Annotated in this window: 23 protein-coding genes; 16 read left to right on the top strand and 7 right to left on the bottom strand. The window is 37.8% G+C overall.

The features are described from left to right. Positions 1-13: 13 nt before the first annotated feature. Positions 14-1,237, top strand: coding sequence for an EAL and HDOD domain-containing protein (locus AACT42_RS12595; protein ID WP_094133553.1), 1,224 nt, complete (start codon positions 14-16; stop codon positions 1,235-1,237). A 118-nt stretch (positions 1,238-1,355) separates the two neighbouring features. Then, positions 1,356-2,129: a hypothetical protein gene (locus AACT42_RS12590; protein ID WP_094133703.1), complete on the top strand. Its 774-nt coding sequence runs from the start codon at positions 1,356-1,358 to the stop codon at positions 2,127-2,129. 44 nt (positions 2,130-2,173) lie between these two features. On the opposite strand, the gene AACT42_RS12585 is transcribed toward AACT42_RS12590, so the two are convergent. After that, on the bottom strand, positions 2,174-3,970 hold the full coding sequence (locus AACT42_RS12585) for a hypothetical protein (RefSeq protein WP_141193253.1): 1,797 nt from the start codon (positions 3,968-3,970) through the stop codon (positions 2,174-2,176). A 390-nt stretch (positions 3,971-4,360) separates the two neighbouring features. Here AACT42_RS12585 and AACT42_RS12580 point away from each other — a divergent pair, with 390 nt between their 5' ends. Continuing rightward, positions 4,361-4,963, top strand: a complete 603-nt coding sequence (locus AACT42_RS12580) for a hypothetical protein (protein WP_094182839.1) — start codon at positions 4,361-4,363, stop codon at positions 4,961-4,963. Positions 4,964-5,046: 83 nt separating this feature from the next. Then, positions 5,047-5,355 carry a hypothetical protein gene (locus AACT42_RS12575; RefSeq protein WP_094182838.1) on the top strand — a complete coding sequence of 103 codons (309 nt, stop codon included), beginning with the start codon at positions 5,047-5,049 and terminating at the stop codon, positions 5,353-5,355. Between the two features lie 51 nt (positions 5,356-5,406). Here AACT42_RS12575 and radA read toward each other — a convergent pair whose 3' ends face one another. Then, positions 5,407-6,813: a DNA repair protein RadA gene (gene radA / locus AACT42_RS12570; RefSeq protein WP_020331360.1), complete on the bottom strand. Its 1,407-nt coding sequence runs from the start codon at positions 6,811-6,813 to the stop codon at positions 5,407-5,409. Between the two features lie 102 nt (positions 6,814-6,915). On the opposite strand from radA, the gene AACT42_RS12565 reads away from it, so the two are divergent. From AACT42_RS12565 to AACT42_RS12520, 10 genes are all read left to right on the top strand, one after another. After that, complete coding sequence (locus tag AACT42_RS12565; protein ID WP_094182837.1) at positions 6,916-8,100, top strand: TerB family tellurite resistance protein; 1,185 nt, start codon at positions 6,916-6,918, stop codon at positions 8,098-8,100. A gap of 232 nt (positions 8,101-8,332) precedes the next feature. Next, positions 8,333-8,926 (top strand): TerD family protein, encoded by a 594-nt coding sequence (locus AACT42_RS12560; protein ID WP_094182836.1) that lies wholly within the window; start codon positions 8,333-8,335, stop codon positions 8,924-8,926. An 81-nt stretch (positions 8,927-9,007) separates the two neighbouring features. Next, on the top strand, positions 9,008-9,610 hold the full coding sequence (locus tag AACT42_RS12555) for a TerD family protein (RefSeq protein ID WP_094134095.1): 603 nt from the start codon (positions 9,008-9,010) through the stop codon (positions 9,608-9,610). Between the two features lie 133 nt (positions 9,611-9,743). After that, on the top strand, positions 9,744-10,874 hold the full coding sequence (locus AACT42_RS12550; RefSeq protein ID WP_094134096.1) for a phosphoribosyltransferase domain-containing protein: 1,131 nt from the start codon (positions 9,744-9,746) through the stop codon (positions 10,872-10,874). A gap of 57 nt (positions 10,875-10,931) precedes the next feature. Then, positions 10,932-11,237, top strand: a complete 306-nt coding sequence (locus AACT42_RS12545) for a hypothetical protein (protein ID WP_045592983.1) — start codon at positions 10,932-10,934, stop codon at positions 11,235-11,237. Between the two features lie 30 nt (positions 11,238-11,267). Further along, positions 11,268-12,365, top strand: coding sequence for a cysteine protease StiP family protein (locus AACT42_RS12540; protein ID WP_094134097.1), 1,098 nt, complete (start codon positions 11,268-11,270; stop codon positions 12,363-12,365). A 6-nt stretch (positions 12,366-12,371) separates the two neighbouring features. Then, entirely contained in the window at positions 12,372-13,250 is an 879-nt protein-coding gene (locus AACT42_RS12535; protein ID WP_094134098.1) for an aldolase/citrate lyase family protein, read from the top strand. Between the two features lie 146 nt (positions 13,251-13,396). After that, positions 13,397-13,837: a hypothetical protein gene (locus AACT42_RS12530; RefSeq protein ID WP_094182835.1), complete on the top strand. Its 441-nt coding sequence runs from the start codon at positions 13,397-13,399 to the stop codon at positions 13,835-13,837. A gap of 54 nt (positions 13,838-13,891) precedes the next feature. Further along, positions 13,892-14,536: a TerD family protein gene (locus AACT42_RS12525; protein WP_021485646.1), complete on the top strand. Its 645-nt coding sequence runs from the start codon at positions 13,892-13,894 to the stop codon at positions 14,534-14,536. A gap of 56 nt (positions 14,537-14,592) precedes the next feature. Beyond that, complete coding sequence (locus tag AACT42_RS12520) at positions 14,593-14,997, top strand: hypothetical protein (protein WP_094134010.1); 405 nt, start codon at positions 14,593-14,595, stop codon at positions 14,995-14,997. A gap of 23 nt (positions 14,998-15,020) precedes the next feature. Here AACT42_RS12520 and AACT42_RS12515 read toward each other — a convergent pair whose 3' ends face one another. The 5 genes from AACT42_RS12515 to AACT42_RS12495 all read right to left on the bottom strand — a co-directional run bounded on the left by AACT42_RS12515 (position 15,021) and on the right by AACT42_RS12495 (position 21,709). Beyond that, entirely contained in the window at positions 15,021-15,344 is a 324-nt protein-coding gene (locus AACT42_RS12515; protein WP_053318445.1) for a hypothetical protein, read from the bottom strand. A gap of 53 nt (positions 15,345-15,397) precedes the next feature. Next, positions 15,398-16,651, bottom strand: a complete 1,254-nt coding sequence (locus AACT42_RS12510; RefSeq protein ID WP_141193270.1) for a hypothetical protein — start codon at positions 16,649-16,651, stop codon at positions 15,398-15,400. Between the two features lie 170 nt (positions 16,652-16,821). Then, entirely contained in the window at positions 16,822-17,955 is a 1,134-nt protein-coding gene (gene nrdB / locus AACT42_RS12505; RefSeq protein WP_094134012.1) for a class Ia ribonucleoside-diphosphate reductase subunit beta, read from the bottom strand. A 91-nt stretch (positions 17,956-18,046) separates the two neighbouring features. Then, on the bottom strand, positions 18,047-20,320 hold the full coding sequence (nrdA, locus tag AACT42_RS12500) for a class 1a ribonucleoside-diphosphate reductase subunit alpha (protein WP_445286092.1): 2,274 nt from the start codon (positions 20,318-20,320) through the stop codon (positions 18,047-18,049). Between the two features lie 264 nt (positions 20,321-20,584). Beyond that, positions 20,585-21,709, bottom strand: coding sequence for a hypothetical protein (locus tag AACT42_RS12495; protein WP_094134013.1), 1,125 nt, complete (start codon positions 21,707-21,709; stop codon positions 20,585-20,587). A gap of 428 nt (positions 21,710-22,137) precedes the next feature. On the opposite strand from AACT42_RS12495, the gene AACT42_RS12490 reads away from it, so the two are divergent. Both AACT42_RS12490 and AACT42_RS12485 read left to right on the top strand, forming a co-directional pair. Further along, positions 22,138-22,512, top strand: a complete 375-nt coding sequence (locus AACT42_RS12490) for a TraR/DksA family transcriptional regulator (RefSeq protein ID WP_094134014.1) — start codon at positions 22,138-22,140, stop codon at positions 22,510-22,512. Then, on the top strand, positions 22,512-23,429 hold the full coding sequence (locus AACT42_RS12485) for a hypothetical protein (RefSeq protein WP_094134015.1): 918 nt from the start codon (positions 22,512-22,514) through the stop codon (positions 23,427-23,429). The genes AACT42_RS12490 and AACT42_RS12485 overlap by 1 nt, the downstream gene beginning before the upstream one ends. Positions 23,430-23,438 lie beyond the last annotated feature (9 nt).

Below are 23,438 nucleotides of genomic sequence, written 5' to 3'. Positions count from 1 at the left end.
AATATTGATTTACATGAAAATTTATATGGGCAGACAGCCAATTCTCGATAGAGCGAGAAAGATTGTTGGCTATGAGTTGCTATTCCGTGACAGTGAAGAGAACAGGTTTCCTATGCATGTGCCTCAAGATGTGAGCACTGCGAAACTTCTGATCAATTCATTTCTAAATATGGACTTTGATGAGGTTGTGAACGGTAAAACAGCCCTTATAAATTTCCCTATCGAAATGCTTAGAAACAAAGTTTCTACACTATTACCGAATAAGCGTATTGTTATTGAAATCCTTGAGTCTGTTGAACCAAATGAAGAGACCAAGGATTTGCTTCGAGAACTACACCGAAAAGGTTATAGAATTGCTTTAGACGATTTTATCTACAGCCCTGAATGGGATGACATTTTACGTTTCGTTTCCATTATTAAGATTGATATCCAGGCTACTCCTTTGGATACGATCCCTCACGTTTTGGAAAAGTTAAAATCTCAAAAAGTAAAGATTCTTGCTGAAAAGGTGGAAACCTACGAAGAATACCAAGAATGCAGAAAAGCTGGATTCCAATACTTCCAAGGGTACTTTTTCTCTAAGCCAGAAATAATATCTGGAAACGAAGCTGAAATTTCTAACAGTTTGATCATGCAGATTTACAGAGAAGCAACGAGGAATGTTATTAATTTTGACCGAATTTCTAAACTTTTCGAACAAGAATCTACCCTTACGTATCAAACGTTAAAGCTGGTAAATACCCGCAGACAAAGCAATAAGAAACCTGAAATTAAGAGTGTAAAACAAGCTCTAGTTTATCTCGGTGAGCAGCATGTGAGGCGCTATGTTTGTTTGTTGGCAATAGGCAAGTTAGGTAAAAACAAACCTGCTGAATTGGTTAAAATGGCTCTTACAAGATCTCGATTCTTCGAGCAAATTGCAACTTTAACTCCATATAAAAGAGAAAGAGAAGAAGTGTTCCTTATGGGTCTACTATCAACTCTAGATGCTTTGCTGGATAAGGAGATGTCCACTGTTATGGACAGCTTACCCGTTAATGATGCTGTTAAAGATGCTTTAGTTTCGAAGTCAGGTAGGTACTACCCTTTCTTAGCTATTATATGCGCCATAGAACGTGCGGAATGGGATAAGTTTGAGCATTACTGCTCCAAAATTAATATCGACTCCCAAACCGCTATGACCTTTTATAAAAATGTCCTACGAGCTGAAAGAAAGGATTTGCTGATTGCTGCCTAAACTTTACATTTTATATATTCAGTAAAACCTCCCTACTTGTAGTGAGGTTTTTTTGTTTATATTTTACACAACTGGTTTTATAGTGATAAAATAATTAAAACAATAAAAAGGTAATAACATGAAATCTAGTGACCTAACCTCAAAAACAACAGCGACTAAACTTTGCACTTTAGCCCTTTTACTAAAAGAACGTGCCGAGATGAGAGTGAAGAAGTTTAAAGAAAGCCATGTGGCTGATAAAATCTTAAAAAAATTGAATACTATAAAATCTGAATCACTTACATATCCCCGCGATTTAGAAGCATCTAAACCTTTTGGTGTTGAAGAATCATTTAATGATTTTTTTGCTAAAGTAGATAAAATGAAAACCAGCTCGAATGATATTGGTTTCGATAAAAGTCATCTACTCGCAATAACTCTCGACAAGCTGGTGGATGAAGGGATTATCTACTTCGACTCTGAGTTTGTATTTGAAAAAGATAGCGATATCGATGTATATGCGGTTTCCAAAGCTCTTAATGAAAAGTTTGGCAAGGAAGTGTCTTGCGGTAAATCAAACTTTTTGGAGAACAGCACTAAATTGCAAGTGTGCGGCTCTGAAAGTGTTCTTGAATCACTAAGTAATGACTTTGGAATTTCACCTTCTACTTGCGATATTGAATACCTATACGTTGACTTACCTACCAAGAAAGTAGACCCTGAACTTGATTGGGATTTCGCAAATAGTGACTTGTGGAATTCAGAAAAGAGCATGTCAATTCAGGCTCTTATTTGCAAACAGCACTTAGAAGAGAATAGTGAGCCAGCAAAAGCATCTGATAAATGGATTGCTAGTCAGTTGTCAAAAGCTAACACTCAAGAAAAAGAGCTGACTTTAGAAAAGTCTAAGTAGCCTTCCTCTGCATATAAAAAAGCCCGCTCAAAGCGGGCTTTTAATTACTTGTACATTGGATGGTCTATGTTGTTCAGATCAAATGTATTAAGTAGCTTCATGCCTATCGGATATATGACTGGCTCCACCCCAAGAACCCATTTGTACCCGAGCACTTGCTGAATCTCCAGCTTTTCACCTCTCATAAGCTCAAAGCGCTCAATAACAGACGAACTAGTGAACTTACTATTAGATCTCAATACTGGGTATGACAGTATCACAATAAGATCAAGCATGGTCATGTATTGCTTCAGTTTTACTTTCCAATTTGCACCGTTCTTGATTTGGCTAATTTCAAGCAAGCGAAGCGGTAATCTTGCAAGCGCAAACAGTGAAAAGAATAGGCTAAAGAACAGTGCAATTGGTGGCACTATTATCATTTTCAGATAACCGTTACCTTCTTCTACACGATTTCCACCTGGCGCAAAGTCTCTCTTACTATTTTTCAGCTTAGAAACTTCTGCTCTCACTTCCGATGCAAGATTTCCATTGACATATTTACGCTCAAACTGTGACTTAGACAAGCCCAATGGCACTGAACCACTATAAGCACTGCCTAGCAGCTTCTTAAATCCTGACTGAACTTCGTTCAGAGCAACGAACTGTGCCTTAGTCTTGGTTCCCGATGCACCTCCAGTTGCTTTATTGAACTCTCTTATAAAGTTAGCTTTGTTCATTGTCATGCCATATGGCAGATGAACACCTTTATCTGCAAGCTCAGAGCGTATGCTCATCGCAACCGTTGGCTCATTCATGAATTGGGACACTGAGTTTATATCTGGATTCAGTCCAGACATGTAGCTAAACATCCCATCCATCAATGGCACAGCTTGTTTTGCCAAGAACTTTTCATCACCTGGACATTTGTTTCCATCACACCATTTTTGCCAATTAGACTTTGAACCCGTGGCTTGTTCCATGATGGCCTCAACTTTACCAAGGGCTTTTCTACGGCAGTTAGTGCCACAACCATTTGAGAATGCTTTCTCATACTGATCGTAAAGCAAATCGTGAATATTGTTCTTTCTGATTTGCGTTTCTACGTATTCAGGAAACTCAACATCTCGCTTGTGCTTATAGTTAGCGTACTCTTTCGAAGACTTACTATATATTTTTTCCCACTGAGCATTCGGGTCAAGTGCCTTTTGACCAGAGTTGTACTTCTTCCATTGGGAATCGACCTCTTTAGACACCTGAAGGTAGCCATCATAAAGAAGGTCAGTTTTCATTGAGTTTCTGATCTTGACGATATCACTCACCCAAGAGTTAAGATCCTGTGTCAGCAACCCCTCTGTTCTAGTTGAGTCGAACATCATCAATGAATACATTGAAAAAAGCGCTAGCTCTTCAGCGCTTGTCGGGTTATCTCGATTAATCGGAACTTCTTTACCAAGACCAAAATCGCCAGATATCAATCCCTCTTTATATGTTACGAACAGTTCTGCTCTCGACTTGGTTTCATCAGTTGCATTACCAACAATTAAGTCATCTATAAGTAGAGACTGCGCTTTATGCATAAGCGGAATGCAAACAACAAGGGTTAAGATGAAGTTGAACACTCTTGTTCTAAAAGAATACTTAGTACCCAAGAAGCCGAACACAAGCAATGACAAACCTACGCCGCTTAATAGGCGACCATACTTTTCTAGGTTATCAATCCCATGCTGGGTTACAACTAAACCACCACCCGCGTTCAGAATTGCAGCATTCAGAGCGAATTCAGACAAGATGTACAGCAACTCAAATACTATGAGAAACCGTATCCACTTTATTCTGTCTCCGTCAAAAAAGCTCTTCATCATCTATTCCAATTAATTACATCACCGCACACAGTATACATAAAACAACAACAGAGTCAATTTTTTTGGCTAAATATAAAAACAAAAATATTCATATATTCTATGATGATAGGATATTTCCGACTAAATAATTAAAAATTGTTGCTGATAAAGCAATCAATTGTATAAGATTCAGTCATTTAATGCAATTCTTTTGTAATAAAAGCCTTTATCAGTTGATTTGACACCTATAGTCATGTAACGCAAAAAAGTTCAATTAAGCTACTAATTTTAGTGAAATTCTTTTTGACAATTCATAAAAAAACACTTATTGTAAGAACTATTGAGGCAAATGTTGCTCTCTATTAATAAACAAACCAAAAAATATCTTTAAATAACTAAAGGAATTTAACTATGAAAAAGACTCTGATCGCACTTGCTGCACTGACTATCTCTGGCGTTGCTTCTGCTGCTTCTGTTGATAACGTTTCTGCTGGCTTCACTGATGTAGAAGATTTCCAGGGTATCACTGTAGGTGTTGAGAAAAGCATCACTGAAAGCGTTTACGTTGGCGCTAATGTACAAGCTCTAGAGCATGTAGATCACGCAGATGTAACTGCTCAAGACTTCAGCGCTAAAGTTGGTGCTCTTCACGCTCTGAGCGCAACTCACAACCTATACGGTGAAGTGGGTGTTGGTCACGTAGTTCTAGATGGTGTTGAAGATGATGCTGGTAAAGTTGGCAAACAATCTGACGACTACGCAAGCCTAGAAGTGGGTGTTAAAGGCGACCTTTCTCAGAAAGCTCCGATCCAATACTCTGCGTTCGTAGGTAGCAAGGCTTACACTGATCTAGACAACACTTACTACGTAGGTGCAGACATGGATTACGCTGTAACTGACACATTCGCTGTTGGTGTTGGCTACAAATTCGAAGCTTACGATAGCAATGATCAATCTCTGTACGGTGAAGAAAACGAAAGTCAATTCTTCGTACAAACTAAATTCAAATTCTAATTTGAATAATGAAAAAAACGAGGCTATTGCCTCGTTTTTTATGTCTATTAAAATATAAAAGTTTATTTTTTAGGGTTAAATCGATGGCTAAACATAAAAAATACGACATGTTGTTGGCAAAAGCCGACAATATGGATTTGGTGATTTTACTCAAATACCAATCAAACTACACTTGGAGCAAGTCTCCAAACGCCTACCCGCCTAATAATGACTATACTATTGGATTCCTTTGCCTACCTAAACACGAAGAAGCCTGTCTTGGTGCTTTAAATGGTACTAAAATTCAAATTAGAGAGGGTGAAGGAGATTGGGTTGAAGTAGAGCTAGACAGTAAATGGAAAAAAACTGAATGGTATATGTCAGAACACTTTGACTCAAGAACTGTAAATTAGATTAACAAATAAAAAAGGAATGATTTAACAAACCATCCCTTTTCTCATTTTTCAGCTAACAGAGATTCTTTTCAGTACGGCTATAGCTTCAGAGACAGTTTTTACAGGAATAATTTCCATATCTGTTTTTAGCCCCTTCATATTTGAAGCTGGAATTATTGCCCTATGGAAGTCATGCTTACGACACTCTTTAAGTCTCTCTCCACCACTCGGAACTGGTCTAATTTCACCACCAAGCCCCACCTCCCCCATAACGATAACGTCTTGCGGAATGACTATGTTTTCAATTGCTGAACAGATCGCTAAGACTACAGCCAAATCTGAAGCTGTTTCGCCTATCTTAATACCACCGACTACGTTAAGGAATGTATCTTTATCATAGGTAGCTACTTTGCAGCGACTGTGTAGTACAGCCATCAGCATTGAGTTTCTATTTGAATCCAAACCCACAGACACTCTCTTTGTATATTGCGGATTTCCTTTTGCGACCAAAGCTTGGATCTCCAGCAACATAATACCATTACCCTCTTTGTAAGGGATCACAACTGTACCAGGGGTAGGAACATCTGGTCTTTGAAGGAAAATAGCGCTAGGGTTTTTAACGTCTTTCATTCCTGACTCAGTCATGATGAATACGCTCATTTCATTAGCTGTACCAAAACGGTTTTTTGCAGATTTAATTGTCCTATATCTATCGCTGGTGGTCGTGTCTAAATGGATGGTGCAGTCAACAGTATGTTCAAGAACCTTTGGACCCGCTAACGTTCCGTCTTTTGTAACGTGACCGATAACAAGTACAGAAACGTCATTTGTTTTCGCGTACTGAGTTAGGATATGTCCGCAATCTTTTACCTGTGAGGTTGAACCTGGTGAGGAATTGTTTGTTTCCGAGTACATAGTTTGAATTGAGTCAACAATGATGACTTTAGCATCTATTGAAGAAGCGTTTTCGATAATCCTTTCAACACAAGTTTCAGATTTTAACTTTACCTTATCGCCATTCTTTACATGCAATCTAGTTGCTCTCGAAGAAATCTGATCTACTGATTCCTCACCTGTAAAATAAGCTGAAGATACTTGAGACGCAAGGTAATCTATTGCCTGCAAGAGTATTGTTGATTTACCTGCACCAGGGCTACCAGATAACAAAACAACACTGCCTTTTACTAAACCCCCACCTAGAACCCTGTTAAGACCCGCTATGCCTGTATCATATCTAGATAACGCGGCTTCTTTACCTTGCAACTCACTAAGGCTAACCATCCCTTCACTGATTTGACCAGCGTATCCTTTATGTTTCGCGTTTATAGCAGTGTTTCTTATCTTCTCATTAACATTATTACTTACCTTCGATTCCGCAAAGGTGTTCCACGCTCCGCAGCCTCTGCACTGACCAACCCATCTAGGACTGTCATAACCACAATCGGAACAAATATACACTGTTTTCGTCTTACTCATAATTCTTGCTTTTATTTTGATTTAATTACCTATATTATAACGCAGACTTTTATTAAGACAAATAAATAGTCAAACCAAATCAATTAATAAAACTAAAGGTATATGATGATAAACATCCTAGAAAGAGGCATGAACTTTGCCATCTCAAGTGCTAGTGTTACAGTTGAAATCACCTCTCGTGATAACGGGCTAAAATTGATGGCTGTTGTAACAGATAGCAATCAGAACTCAAAAATCTCAGCGCTACAGATCCCTACAAATGAATGTGTATTTGAAACTGATAAAAAGTGCAAAATCTCACTACCACCTTGCGGTGCCGCATTCGAGAAAATTGAGTTTTACGCATTTAACGATGATGCGCAGTCTGTCGATGCTACCTTAATCATTACTCAAGACAATGGTGCTCGACATTCCATTCAAACCAATTTTGTCAACGCTAGCGCCTGCATGTTTGGCAGAATCTACAACCATAACGGCACATGGAAAGCTAAAAACCTTGCAGACATGGTAAGTGGCAATATTGATACAGTTCTAACCATGAATAAAGGCAACAACCTTGCTGAAGAATTGCTTAAAATGAAATCCCACGGTGGACTAAACAGCAACGGTAATAGTCAGATCAGCATGGCATCGAGCCAGCCTGTAGCTCAGAACCAGAGTGGTCATTTTAATATGGCTCCTACTCCATCACCGCAAAACGGGCAGGTTGAACGAATTAATCCTGGTTCAAACTTACCAGCTACAACAAGACCATCATTTGGTCGAAATCGTTCAAATTCTGGCTTTTCTAGCCGTATTGAGCAAGGTCAAGAGGCAGCTACACAAACCCTCGGAAATGTACTTAATCAAGGTCGCTCACTGTTCTCTCGATTCGCCAACTTTTCAAAAGGTAAAGCTCAAGAAGCTACAGATGAAATCAATAAACTTAGAAGCAAAAAGCTACTTGAGGGTGTCATAGCTTCCTGTGCGTATATGGCGTTTGCAGACGGTCACGTTGATGCAGTAGAAAAGCAGAAAACTCTTGAGTTGATGTCAAACCATCAATACCTAAAGCTATTTGACCAAAAAGATGTCATTGAATGCTTCGACTCTTACATTAAGTGCTTTGAAAATGACTTTGATGAGGGTGAGATCTACGTATTCGAATCCCTAAATCCGTTGAAAGGCTCTACAGAAGAAAGCAGCTTAATTCTAGCTGTGGCTCTGGATATTGCGAATGCAGACGGAATCTTCTCACCTGAAGAAGAAAGAACATTGAAGCGTATCCGTCTAATCCTTGACGCTTAAATAAAATTAAAGATAAAAAGCCCGTTATGGGTTTTTTTAATTGTTTAATTAATCGGTATTTTAGATATTTTAGAAAAAATATCCTATCAAAGTAAAAAAATCAGCTATTTATGCTTTTTTGGTGTTGACAAGTTTTTATCATTCAATATAAACTCAATCTCAAATGAGGCAATGAAGTTCCTCTTAAATATCAATAAAGTTTGTAATCAATCAACAAATAAAAGGTAATATTATGCAAGTTATTAACATGTCAAAAGGTCAACGCATCGATCTAAGCAAATCAGACAACACTCCACTGAAAAAAATTCATGTGGGTCTGAACTGGAAAGAGCGTGTATCTGAAGGCGAAAAATTTGATGCAGACCTATTGGTTATGCTTAGCGGCGCAAATGGTGAAAACCTTGGCGTAGATAACTTTGTATTCTACGGCAACCCAGCAAAAGCAAGTGCATGTGGCGCTGTTAAGATCAGTGAAGATAACCGTGACGGTGTAGACCGTGAAGGTGAAGATGATGAATGGGCAACAGTAGACCTAGAAGCGCTGAACCCTGCTGTGGAGCGAATCAGCTTTGCAGTTAACATTTTCGAAGCTGAAGCTCGTAACCAAAACTTCGGCATTATTGAAAACTGTGGTATCCGTATCGATGACCAAGAAAGCGGCGAAACACAATCTTCATACGATCTTACTGAAGATTACTGCCAGTACACTGCTGTACTAGTTGCTGAGATGTACAAAAAAGATGGCAAATGGAAGTTTGTAGCTAAAGGCGAAGGTCTAAAAGGCGGTCTAAACGAATTCCTAAACCGCTTTGGATTCACAGCATAACAATATTGCTCTATGGGATGGCTTAGCCATCCCTTAAAAATTAATTAATTAATCAATAAATAATTTGTTAAGAGAAATAAAATGAATGCTCCAGTAATTAACTTAAGAAAAGCTCAGACAATTGATTTGCGTAAATCAAATGGTCAGGCAATGACTAACCCTTTCATTGCTATCGGTTGGAACGAAAGTCAGGCCCACCAAGATCAAGAATTTGATCTTGATGTATTGGCGATGATGCAAGATGCTGCTGGCAACGCAATTAGCCCAGAACATTTCATTTTCTATAATACTCCTGGTCGTATCAGCCAATGTCGTGGTATTGAAATTAGTCCAGACAACCGTACTGGCGCTGGTGAAGGTGATGACGAATGGCTAAAAATTGATTTCAACAAGATTGATCCTCGTTGTGAGAAGATCACTCTTGGTGTAAGCATTAATGATGCTGAGATCAATGGTCAAAACTTCGGTATGATTGACAATGCATTTATGCGCATTCTTGAAAGTGAAGGTTGTCGCGAACACGCTGTCTACGACCTTACTGAAAACTACCCTCAATACACTGGTATGATTTTCGGCATCTTCGAAAAGCGCAATAACGAATGGTTCTTTACTACAATCGGTGAAGGTCTTCGCAATGGCATTGTTGAATTTGTAGAGCGATTCAATTTCCAAGGTCAAAAGTAAGTCGTTAGACTTAAAGCTAAAAAATAAAAAGCAAGGGTGTTAGCACCCTTGCTTAATTAAGTTAGCAAGTAAAATTGTTAATTTAACAAATATCTAAATAAACTAAATCAAAAACAAAATTAATGAGCATTAAATGAAAGTTGTAATAGATTCAGGAAAAATTGGGATTACCCCATCGTACATTCATGAAGACTTTAATGGTATTGAAGACTTAATTGGATTTGCAAACCGTAAAAATGAAAATCGTGGTTTTTTGTTTGTAAGCAAAGTTTTAGGTAAGCACATCCCTGTGACACCTACAGAAATGAACAAGGTTTACTCCGTATTCTCTAAAGAGCTGTCTTCAGATTCAAAAGCATTTGTTGTGGGCTTGGCAGAAACAGCCACAGGTCTTGGCGCTGGTGTAGCAAGCAGTTTAGAAAATAAACAAGTTTATTTTCAGCATACGACTCGCTCTATTCTTCCACATGCGGAAAGATGGTTTGAGATTTCGGAAAGCCATTCCCATGCGGTTTCGCACATTATCTATAAGCCTAGCCAGGAAATGCTAGACAGCTTAATTGATGTTGAGAACCTTATTTTGGTTGATGATGAAATTACAACAGGCAACACTCTTAAACAACTTGCTAAAGAGTATCTGAAGGTTCTTCCAAATATCAAAAAAATCAACATCGTTTCTCTTTTAAGCTGGCTTGATGATGTTAAGCTCTCCGAATTCAAGCGAGATGTAACTGAGTTTTGTAAAGAAGAAGGTTTGGTAGCTCCTGAGCTTACTCAGAGCTTCCTATTTAACGGCAGCTTTGAATTTGAACCAAACTCTGACTACAAACAGGAACTGCCTAAATCGGCGCATAAGGGTGCTTCTGTACTCGATTGCTCTTGGAACATGGGACGCCTACCCGTTCAAATGAAGCATGTAGTAACAACTGACTATGTGACCAAGATTGAGAAGATTATTGCATCAGAAGGTTCTGAAAAAGAGATTTCAATAATCGGTACTGGTGAAAACATGTATTTACCATACCTAATTGCATCACAGCTAGAAATTTCTGGTTACAATGTCACTGTACAGTCCACTACTCGCTCACCAGTTGTTGTAGATGGCAAGGTGATTACAAGCTGTCACAAAATTCCAATGCATGATAATGGACTGGTAGAGCACTACATCTACAATTTGAATGTAAACAAGCTGAATGTCGTAATTACAGAAACTGGCTCAAAGTCAGAAAAGGAAGCATATCAACATCTAGGCTATGTGCTTTAAATTAAATTAATAAATAAATTATTGAATTTAGAATAAAAGATTAAATTTGGAAATATCATGAGTTTAGAACAGTGGAAATCCAGTGAGTATGCTTCGAAAGTAAACGTAAATTCTCAGTTTGGACGCGTAATTTCTGTGATGGTTAATAATGCTGGCTGGCATACTCTTCGTGAAATTGAAGATATGATCCATGCAAAATTTCCTGATCGGGACACACAAGCAGCAATTTCAGCAAGACTAAGGGAGCTTAACCCTCTAAAGCATGGACTTGAAAAAGAAAAATGCATGGAAGTTGTCAACAAAAAGCAAGTTTGGCGATACCGATTAGTTCCCGCTAAAAAATGTGAATCACAAGAAAGCTAAACAAAAACTGATGCAATCTAAGGAATAACGATGAACACTTTAAAACCAATCTTAGGCAGCTATGCGAAAGAAGATTGCCAATTTCTAATGCAAGCAATTGAAACCGAATTTGTTTCTGTTGAAGAAAAAGAAAAAAGGATTCAATCTGGAGAAGCTCACTATTCTGAAATGATTAACAAAGAAAATGCTCCATCTAAAGAGTACATGGCTTTGTTTAATCAGATGCTTGGTAAATACGAAGTTCGACTTGCAAAAGAAATCATGTCATTAGCGAGCAAAATGATTATTGCTAGACCTGATTATGGAATGGAGAACAAACCAATTGTTGTTGTTTCTCTTGCGCGAGCTGGCACTCCAATTGGCGTTTTAGTGAAGCGAGCAATTGAGTTTTTTGGTCTTAAAGCAGTTCACTACTCTGTTTCAATCATTCGAGATAAAGGCATCGATACCAAAGCGCTTGATTACTTAACAGATAAGTATGACGCTGAATCTATTGCCTTTGTTGATGGCTGGACAGCTAAAGGTGTGATTACTAAAGAGCTGGAAACATCAGTTGATTTATACAATTCCGCAAATGAGACCAAGATATCTGACGACTTGTTTGTTATTAGCGATATTGGTGGTTCAGCGACATATTGCGCGACTATGGATGATTACGCAATTCCTTCGTCTATTCTAAATTCAACAATCTCAGGTTTGATTTCAAGAACAATTTGTTCAGATAAAACTGAGGGCGGTTTCCACGGTTGCGTTAAGTACAAGCACCTTGAAGAACACGACATTAGCAACTGGTTTGTAGATAAGATTGCACAAAACTTCGATTATGAGTTTGCAAATGGTAACGCTACATACCTATGCCCTACTATCAGAAAAGAGAAAACTAAAAAGTTTGTTGAAACTCTAATGGCAGAGCAAGGCATTGATCACATCAATATGATTAAGCCTGGTATCGCAGAGGCTACTCGAATCCTACTACGCCGCGTACCTGACTTTATTATGCTTAAAAACGTCAAAAGCGATGACGTAAGTCACTTAATCCAAATGGCTAAAAAAGCGAACGTTAAAATTATCGAAAATGATGCAATGCCATTCCAAGCTTGCGCTGTTATCAAAAAAGTTACGGACTAAATTAAAATGAGCAATAAATACTTTCAATTAGGCGCTAGCCTATACACGCCAGCAACAAACAAAAACCTTCTAAAAGAACTTGATGGTTTAAAAAGCGAATCAAAATCAATGATTGTTGATACTGAAGATGCAGTTTCAGAAGAGCGATTAGAGGAAGCGCTTGAGAACTTAGAAGCAGCACTTAAAAAGACTGTTGATAAGTCGAAAATCAAAAAATTGCGCTTCATTCGACCTCGCAACTCAACAGTTCTAAAACGCATCCTTAAAATGGAAGGCGTTGAAAAGATTGACGGGTTTGTACTTCCAAAATGCACAATTGATAGTTCAATTATCTACCGTGAGATCTTGGAAAACTGCGGAATGTCATTTGGTGTGATGCCTACTATTGAAAGTATTGAAATGACAAAAACCTCCAAGATTGAACAACTAAAATCAATCTTTAAATCTTTCGAAAAAACAGAGATTATCTGTATTCGCATTGGTGGTAATGACCTGTTTAATGAGTTAGGCTTAAAGCGTCACCCTAAAGTGACAATTTACGAGACTCCACTTCGAATTATCATTGAAAAGATTGTGCTCGGATTTAAAACCTCAGGTTTTGAAATTGCATCTCCTGTGTTTGATATCATTGACGATAGAATCACTCTTCAGCGAGAGCTAGAGTACGATATGAGTTACGGCTTCTTTGCTAAAACTGCAATTCATCCTTCTCAAGCAACTATCATTGAGCAGCACATTGGTGAATATGCGAAACAAAATGTTAGCAAAGCAAAAGGCGTTATCACTGAATCTAACGCTGTTTATATCCATGACGGTCAAATGATGGAAAAGACTTGTCATATCAATTGGTCACATAGGATTGTTTCGCTTTCAAGCAATTATTAAAAGGGTTAAAAATGGATACCCTTACAAATAAAATAAATGAATCACAAAAAAGCTTTTCGATCTTACTAATCTAGTCTGGAAAAAATGGTAAAGAGATCGATCTAGACTTATCAGTCGGTTTTGTTAACGGTCTAAATGAACGTGCAATGCAGAAAGTCTATTTTGGTCATGAGGGAAGTATTGGTGTAAATTATCATGGCGATTCAAAAGGGGATGTACAGAATGATTGTGGTCTGAGTACCGAACGTATTTCTTTCTCACCATCAAAACTTCCTATTAATGTGAAATCTTCATTTGTAGTAATTACAAATAATGATATAAAAGAATTGTTTAGCGAACTTGAAAATTGTGATCTATGCATCAAAGATGATAGCTCTGATGATGTATTATTCGCTCTCAATCTATTAGAAGTTGACGGATTTACAGAAAGCTCTGCATTCTCACCTTTAAAAATAAATTTTGGTGAAAATGATTGGACTGTTAAAGAATCTAAAATTTCTCTAGAAAATACTTATCTTGATGATGTCCACAACCAATACTTTAATGTATTGAAATGTCTAAACCAAGATAACAGCAACACCAATTAATTAACAAATAAATTAATTAGTAAATAAATTAAATACTAAATTTAGGAAAAATATATGTCTCAAGTAATTAATCTACAAAAGAAACAAGTAATCAATCTATCTAAACACAAGCCTGGTCTATCTCGCGTATGTGTGGGTGTAAACTGGGGTCAAGTTTTGCGCGAGCAAAACGTAGGTGGATTCTTGGGTTTTGGTAGCCGCACTGAAATGAAGCCTACTCCTGTAGACCTAGATATCTCTGCTGGTCTTCTTGATGCTTCTGGTAGCCCTGTTCACAGCCCTGTTTGTTACTACAACCATGACGAACCAGGTCTTCATCATAGCGGCGATGATTTGGAAGGTGACGTTGTAAATGACGGTATTGACAACGAAGTTATCGAAATCGATTTCTCTCGTGTAAGCGCGAATGTAAGCCATATTCCTGTAGTTCTAAATGACTTCCGCCGTGAACTTAAGAACTTCGGTGAGCTTCCACACCTAGAGATTCGCATTTACGAAGGAACTCCTACTCGCGTAGATAATGTTATCGCGACATTCAACATCAAGAACAATGAAGATCTTAACAACGCGCAAGCGGTAGTTCTAGGTAACTTCTCTCGCGTTAATGGCGAGTTCCAATTCGAGGCGATTGGCAAATCAGAGCCAAACACTCGACTTGAAGATCTAATCCAGCGCGGTTTCAAAATCGCATCAAAGTAATTGATTACTAGTAAATAAGGTGTCATTCGTGACACCTTTTTTTTGAGAAAATAAAGATGAAAATCATAAGCCCTATTATCACAAGTAACACTAGAAAAACTGAGTTCCTAATTTTAAAGGAGCTGAAACTTCGAACTTATTCTGGTTGGGAAAAGGCATTTTTGGTTTGTGATACAGACTGCAAAAGAGTTGAATGTTACTTAGCCAGCGACTTCAATACTGAGTTTAGCTTCAAAAAAGATAGCACCATTGTCGTACAAGAACATTGTTTAAGCATTAAGCATGAAGATTGCCAGAAGTGGTTTCATACAAAATCCAATGGAATGTATTCTTTCATCACCGAATTATGGATATTCATAGAAGGCGGTTTTCTTTCAGGAGTTCTATACAGATCTGTTGAAGATGATGAATCCTATGTCCGTGATTCAGGTGATTTTACTGCTTCATTTACTAAAAAATAAAAAAGCCCAATGTTAAATTGGGCTTACTTTTGTATTGGGATATGAAAAGTCGTTACGCCACTTTCTTTATCAACATCAAAATTTAAGATACCGCGCTTATTGGTAGCATAAGATGACAAATCAAAGTTTGGATTCAATTTGAATTGATCTTCTTCATTTTTAAGAAGGTATCCAACCTCTACCATGTATTCGAGAAAGAACCATAGCATCGTACCAATATCATTATTACCCCAATAAACCCACTTCACATCTTTTGAGAAGCTGTCCTCTTCTTTTATAATACCTAGTGCTCTACCAATATAATGCTGAGCACCATCAATATCCGTCCAATTTTCTAAGTTAAACATAAAATTCCTCGTTGAAGTGACCTTCATTGAATCACATCAATGAAGGTTACTTGTTAAACTTCGTTTGCTTTCCTTACCTTTGCAATCATATCATGATCAAAATGATGTTCTGATATGATTTTCAAGGCAGTCTCGTAAGATGGTTCACATAGACACCATTGTTCTTTACTGTTTTTTCTAATTAAGCCTTGCTCATCAAGATTTTTCACAGCGCCATAGATTGGGGTTGCTGTAAGACCTGTTAACACACAGAAATCAGCAGATCTCACACTTTTAGGTCTAGTATGCGCAATTGCCTGTAGAGTTGCTACTTCTGCCCTTTTGTTAGCATTTAGCTTCTCTTTTAAAATTGACTCAACTTCATCAATAACAACACACTTAACATATTGCAGCCAAGATTCTTCTACCAAAGAGCGAGTAATATGTTTCGTATTTTCAGCATAGAATGTTGCATTCTCGAAAACCTGCAAAGACAAATGAGAAAAATCCCTCGGATGACCCGATGTAATTTTCGCTATAAATGGTAAAGCATCCTCATCATATGTGTATCCACAGTCTTTAGCGGCTACCTTAAGGTGTTCTAAGCATTCATCTTCAGGGAGTTCGAATACGCTAATTCTTCTACACATTCCGTAAAGACCTCTATTCCGACTCATGAATACATCACTCATCATTCTGCGCTTAGAGCCTGCAAAAATCATTGAAACACGCTCGGAACGCTGCAATCCCCCACGAATATCCCACTCTACCTTCTCACCATCGCTTAGGTTGATTTCAGATAGAGTTTGAAACTCATCAATAATCAACGCTACCCTGGCATTACACTTTGAAGCTAATTGATCTAGAGATAGCAAAGCTTCCTCTAATGGACTATCCATCACTACTGGAGCCTTTAACTTCAATGTGACTTTTGCAAGATCTCTTCCACCCAGAGAAAATTCAGGATCGAATCTTGAGAAGAGGTTCTTAATGTAATTCTTACCATCTTCTTTCCCGTCCGTAAGCTCACTAGCAGCTTCAGCAATTGAATGAAGCACTTTTCTTTTGACTGCATCAATCGTTGGACAGGATGAGATATCACAATCGCTCCAAACGAATTTATCGATACCGAATTTAGAAGGGTTAGAAGCAATGTCGGAACAGACATGTATTGCCATTGAGGTCTTTCCTACTCTTCTCTCACCAGACAGCCAAACCGATGATGAGGATGAAAGCTCTGTCATTAATGACCTACGCTCTTCAAACCTATCAAAAAAGGCTTTGTTTTTTGCGATTTTTCGAGAAAAGAAATCTGTATATCTGAGCATAGACACCTCGCTTTATTGTGAACCTATCCAAAATAGCACAATGCAAGTATACACGCTCTAATAGCTAGACACTAGAACTTAGACACTAAGTCTTAGTGGTGTAAAATTTAAGGGATTTAAATTCATTCAGTAAAAATAAAAAAGGCTGGAAAACCAGCCTTTTCAGTACATTAAAGCTCAAAACCTTGCAAGTCTTCACTTGAAACATCGTTGTCAATTTGACCTACAAGATATGAGGAAATCTCCGCTTCCTGAGGCGCAACTTGGACGTTATCAGAGCTAATCCATGCGTTAATCCAAGGAATGGGGTTCGCCGTTGCATTTGGATAAGGAGCATCAAGACCTACAGCCTTCATTCGCAGGTTAGTAATGTACTCGACATACTGACATAGGATTTCTTTATTAAGCCCGATCATTGAACCATCTTTGAATAGGTAATCAGCCCACTCTTTTTCTTGTTCAGCCGCGTCTTTAAACAGTTTGAAGCAAACATCCTTACATTCTTCTGCGATCTCAAGCATTTCCAAATCATCTGTGCCGTTACGCAGAAGATTAATCATATGCTGAGTACCAGTAAGGTGCAGAGATTCATCACGAGCAATTAGCTTGATGATTTTTGCATTACCTTCCATTAATTCGCGTTCAGCGAATGCAAATGAGCAAGCAAAGCTTACATAAAAACGAATGGCCTCTAGTGCGTTTACTGACATTAAACAGATGTATAGCTTCTTCTTTAATTCTCTTAATGAAACTTCAACTTTTTCACCATTAATAGTGTGCTCTCCACTACCGAACATATGATACATATTCGTGTATTGGATTAAGTCATCATAATAATAAGCTATATCTTTTGCACGTTTCAAAATATGTTCGTTTTCTACCACGTCATCAAAAACAACTGATGGGTTGTTAACAATATTACGAATAATGTGCGTGTAGCTTCTTGAATGAATTGTTTCACTAAAAGACCAAGTTTCTAACCATGTCTCTAATTCAGGAATAGACACAATAGGTAATAAAGCTACGTTAGGACTTCTACCTTGAATTGAATCTAGTAATGTCTGATACTTCAAATTCGAAATAAAGATATGCTTCTCATGCTCTGGAAGCTTATTAAAATCGATTCGATCCTGAGAAACATCAACTTCTTCAGGTCTCCAAAAAAAACTCAATTGTTTTTCAATTAATTTATCGAAGATTTCATACTTTTGCTGGTCGTATCTAGCAACGTTTACATTATTACCAAAGAACATTGGCTCTAATAACTGGTCATTCTTTTTAGTGTTAAAAGTAGTATATGCCATTTTTTATTCTCACGATTTATTAAAGTCGATTATGGCTCACCAATCGGTGAGCCTTTATTTATTTATTTGGTTAAAGATCTAAGTCAATTTCCTAGATCTTGCAACCGCCACCTGAACACGAGTCATCTTCTTGAACAATATCATCTTGGTTATCTTTAGCACCATCACGAGTGTTATGGTAATAAAGTGTTTTAACACCAAGCTTATATGCCATTAACAAATCTTGAAGCAGCTTTTTCATTGGTACTTTAGAAGATTCGTATCTAGATGGGTCATAGTTCGTATTTGCACTAATTGCCTGATCCACGAATTTCTGCATGATGCCGACTAAAGTTAAATAGCCTGAATTGTCGCCAATATTCCATAGCAGTTCATAGTTCTCTTTGTATTCCTTAATACCAGGAACAACTTGCTTTAAAATACCGTCTTTCGATGCTTTAACAGATACGTAGCCTCTAGGTGGCTCAATACCATTTGTCGCATTTGAAATTTGAGAACTTGTCTCTGAAGGCATAAGAGCTGTTAAAGTTGAGTTTCTTAACCCATTAGCCTGAATCTCTTTACGAAGTTCTTCCCAATCTAGTTGCAATGGAGTTTTACATACAGCATCCAAATCAGACTTGTAAGTGTCAATTGGTAAGATTCCTTGACTGTAACGTGTCTCATTGAATCCAGAACAAGCACCAAACTCTTTAGCCAAGTTCATTGAAGCTTTTAGTAAGTAGTATTGGATTGCTTCAAATGTCTTATGAGTCAGATCATTTGCACTACCGTCTGAGTACTTAACACCATTCTTAGCTAAATAGTATGCGTAGTTGATAACACCAACACCAAGAGAACGTCTCTTCATTGTAGAAATTCGTGCCGCTGGCAATGGGTAATCTTGATAATCCAATAGAGCATCCAGAGCGCGAACGACAAGATCAGAAAGCTCATCAAGCTCACTAAGATCAGAAATTGCACCAAGGTTGAAAGCTGATAGAGTACAAAGAGCAATCTCACCGTCTTCACTTTCAACATTATTTAAAGGCTTAGTTGGCAGTGCAATTTCAAGACAAAGGTTTGATTGGCGTATAGGAGCTACAGACGGATCAAACGGACTGTGAGTATTGCAGTGGTCAACGTTCTGAATGTAGATTCGACCTGTTGATGCTCGTTCTTGCATTAAGAGAGTAAACATCTCAAGAGCTTTAACAGTCTCTTTTTTGATCTTCGGATCGTTTTCATACTGAACATAAAGTCTCTCAAACTCATCTTGGTCTGCGAAAAATGCTTCGTACAATCCTGGTACATCAGATGGAGAAAATAGAGATATGTTTCCACCATTCACCAAACGCTGATACATCAATCTGTTTAGCTGAACACCATAGTCCATATGACGAACACGGTTTTCTTCAACACCACGGTTATTTTTCAATACCAATAGTGAACGCGCTTCACCATGCCATAAAGGATAAAATACTGTTGCAGCACCACCACGTACACCGCCCTGAGAACAGCATTTAACAGCCGTTTGGAAGTATTTTAAGAAAGGAATGACACCCGTGTGGAATGCTTCACCACCGCGAATCTCAGAACCAAGAGCACGGATACGTCCAGCGTTAATGCCGATACCTGCACGTTGAGAAACGTAACGAACGATTGAGCTAGCAGTTGCATTGATAGAATCTAGACTATCATCTGATTCAATTAGTACACATGAGCTAAATTGACGTGTAGGTGTACGAACGCCAGACATAATAGGAGTCGGTAACGAGATTTTGAATTTTGATGATGCATCATAAAAACGCTTAACATAGCGCATACGTTTTTTAGGCTTGTATTTTGAGAACAAGCAAGCAGCAACAAGCATGTACAGGAATTGAGGGCTTTCGTAAATTTCACCAGAAACACGGTTCTGAACCAAGTATTTATTCTCTAGTTGTTTTACAGCAGCATATGCAAAATCCATATCACGATTATGATCGATATAATCATTCAATTCGTTCAATTCTTCACGAGTGTAATCCTCAAGAATATGCTTGTCATACTTACCCATTCCAACAAGCTTAACTACATGATCATAAAGGTGTGGTGGATTAAACTCACCATATGCTTTTTTGCGGATATGGAAGATAGCCATACGCGCTGCAAGAATTGCATAATTTGGGTTCGTCTCTGAAATCAGATCCGCTGCTGACTTGATCAAGGTTTCATGAATATCTGATGTTTTCATACCATCAGAAAACTGAATTCTTGCTCTCATTTCTACTTGGCTGACTGAAACGCCTTCTAGATCTTCAGCAGCCCAAGTTACCATGCGGTGGATCTTGTCAATGTTGCCTTGTTCTAGTTTGCCGTTTCTTTTAGTTACTTTAATGTCCATGATTATCACTATATATGGTTTATTTTTATTAATTGGGATACTACATGTTGATATTATATCACCTGAAATTGAGATAGATCAACAATGTGTTATTTAATATTTTTTATCTAATATATTAAATGTGCCTTTTTGAGCAAATAAAACGCACACAAAAACATACACTTTATGTTTATTTTTGTGTGCGCTCTAACTGTTCAACAAATCAAAAACATTCTAGATAACGGTCTAAATTAGGGCTAGCTTGGCTAGCCCAATAGCAGAAGTTTACTTCTTCTGTACTGCTTCTGTTACCACGAATGGAGCATCGCATGAAGCTTTGCTAGTAACTGTACCAACCATAGTGATTTCTTCACCTTTCACCATGTAGTAGCCTGCGCCTTTCGTCTTAAAGAAGACTTTAGCTTTAGCTTCATCACCAGCTTGGATTTCGACGTAATCTTTGTTTACATCGACAACTTTACCAGACCATTTCACATAGCTTCCAGCATATTCCTTATTGAATACATCTTGGCTACGCTCCGCAGAGTACTTAGTTTCACAACCAACTTCTTTGCTTGCTTCTGATAGAGATTTCACGCTGAATTCGATTGTAAGCAATGGAGCTACATCACCACGACCTACATTTTCTACAGTTAAAGGAGCGCTTTCAAAAGCAGTGGCTTCTGAAGATTCACTTTTCAAGATTGATGTTCTTGTAATGTTACTCACTGTAGCTTCCGCATCAAGACGATCTTCAAGCTCAGCAATTTTTAGCTTCTGCTCTGCGATTAGTTTGTCTTTCAAAGCAATTGTCTCTTTCAGCTTACCAAACTCTTTACCAATACTATTAGTAGAGTTCTTCAGCTTATCTTGTAGCCTTTGGATTTCAGCATCTTTATCTTTGATTAGAGCATCATATTCAGCTTTTACTGCTTCCAGTTCAGCTTTTGTAGAAACTTTACCTTCTTCAAAAGGCAGAACTTCTGGAAGAACATCAACTTCTAGCTGTAGTTGCTCACGAGCAGCTTGGTTAAACTCAGCCTTGAAGAAGCGCTCTGTGATCAACGCACCAGAAAGAAGCGTTAGCATGATAACGGTAACAAGCCAGCTACCCTTCCATCCACCTTTACGAGGGCGGAATCTATTCCAAAGACCAAAAGTAAGAATAGAGATAAGCCAGTAAACGAAAACATTCATTTTCTTATCTTTCTTATCTACAGCTTTTTTGTCTTTCTTGTCAGAAGGCTTACCGTTCTTGTTCTTATCATCACCATTGTCACCAGGCGCAAAACCAAGACCTTTATCTGAATCTGCCTCTTTAGTTAGCTCAGCGCCACCAGCAACATTATGATTTTCTGTAGAAAGCTTGTCACTTACTGGTTTTGAGGCATTTTCATTATTTTGATCCATAAAATACTCCAAGTTTATTTATTGATTAATTAATTGAATTAAGGTCGCCCTTAAAAGCAACTCAACACCATTACGGTGCTGAGTTGTTTACTTTTTTGTGTTTTGTGTTTGTGTTGGGTCATTAGTTTATGACTTGAGAATAAATTACCTAAATAAAAAAGGCAGGTCAACATAAAAAACAATATTTTTCACTAATATGAAAAAAGTTCTTGCCAACCTATTTTGATACATGTATAAACTCGACCCAGCAAAAAAGGCAGCCCTGTTTATATATAGTTACAGTTGCAAAAAGCCGTATGCTTGTTTAATGACCAGAAGTTATGTTGTAACGTAAAATTTTTCTGGTATGATCAATAATCAAATGAATATTAAATTTAAAATATGGCATGGCGAGTCCTGCCATTAGTTTATAATAAATAGGTAAAAACATGGACAACTCAAATCCTGAAATGACTAATGAAATGCGCGAAGCTTTCCGTACTCGTCTGATTGAAGAAGAAATTAAGGTCACTAACTCGCGTAAAGCCGCATTAGAAGCTGCAAACGGTACTCATGAAAAAACAGCAGATCAATGTGATGAAGCTAGTCGAATCGAAGACCGTAACTATCATCTAGCTATGGCTGACCAACAACTTCTTCGCCTACGTGAAATCCAAGTAGCACTTAAGAATTTTGATGACGATTTTGGTTACTGTATTGATTGTGGCGATGAAATCAACATTAAACGACTAGAAATCAACCCTGCATATCAACGCTGTACTTCTTGTGAACATGACCACTCATTAAGAAAGAAAAACGGGTAATGGATATGAAGGTTGTAACAGGGAACGCTAGAAAATTTGTAATATCAGCTACTCTGATGTCAGCTATCTTGCTTTCAACTAATGCAAACTCTAAAGAAGTTGGTGAAAGTTACATTCATGACAAGTCAGTAGTAAAAAGCTTGCTTCAACCTTCCATATCAAAAACTGAAAAAAGTAAAATTACTCGCAAAGCAGAAGAAATCATTAAGCATTATAGCCAACAAGATAACTACCTTGCTCACAAACTACTTTTTACTATTTACTCTGAAGATAAAAGTGACTTCTATTCTCTGCGATCAGCAGAAGCGCAGTTAGAGAAAATGGGAACTGTAAGTCATGGTTCCTACTCTAAATATGTCATAGATTATTATGCAAATAAAAACTCACCTTTTTACAATCCTAAAAGAGCAGAGAGAATTGCTAGTGTATGCGCTGAGCAAGGTGTAGAAAAATGCCTTGTTATCATGTTTGATGCAGCACTGCGTGATAAAGCCTTTGAAAAATCATTAACAACCTCAATGAAAGAATCATTTTACAGGCTTGCGAAAGAAGGATTCAAAACAAACAAAGCTAAGTATACTTACTCACGAGCAGCAGGTACTGGAATTATTCCAAATAAAGGATTGCAAGATAAGTTACTCATAGAAGCGGCAGAAGATCTGCATATCCCTTCATTAGAAACCGTGGCTGGATTGTACGCTGAGCAGTTTTACAAAGACGCCTCTAAAACTAAAACCTTTTATTACACGTATTTAACCATGATTGTGAAGGGTGACTTATCTCCTAATACAATGGCTCGACTAGGTGATGCAGCATCAGGCGTACCTTTGGAAGCAATTGAGAAGACAATGAAGTTAGCTAATGATAAGTTAATTTCAAGAGGATATAAGATTCCAGACCAATTCGCCCAACCTTAATGCAGATTT

The sequence above is a fragment of the Vibrio sp. V15_P4S5T153 genome, from assembly GCF_963874485.1.
In the GTDB taxonomy this organism is placed as follows: domain Bacteria; phylum Pseudomonadota; class Gammaproteobacteria; order Enterobacterales; family Vibrionaceae; genus Vibrio; species Vibrio anguillarum.
This window is presented reverse-complemented; position numbering and strand designations above follow the sequence as displayed.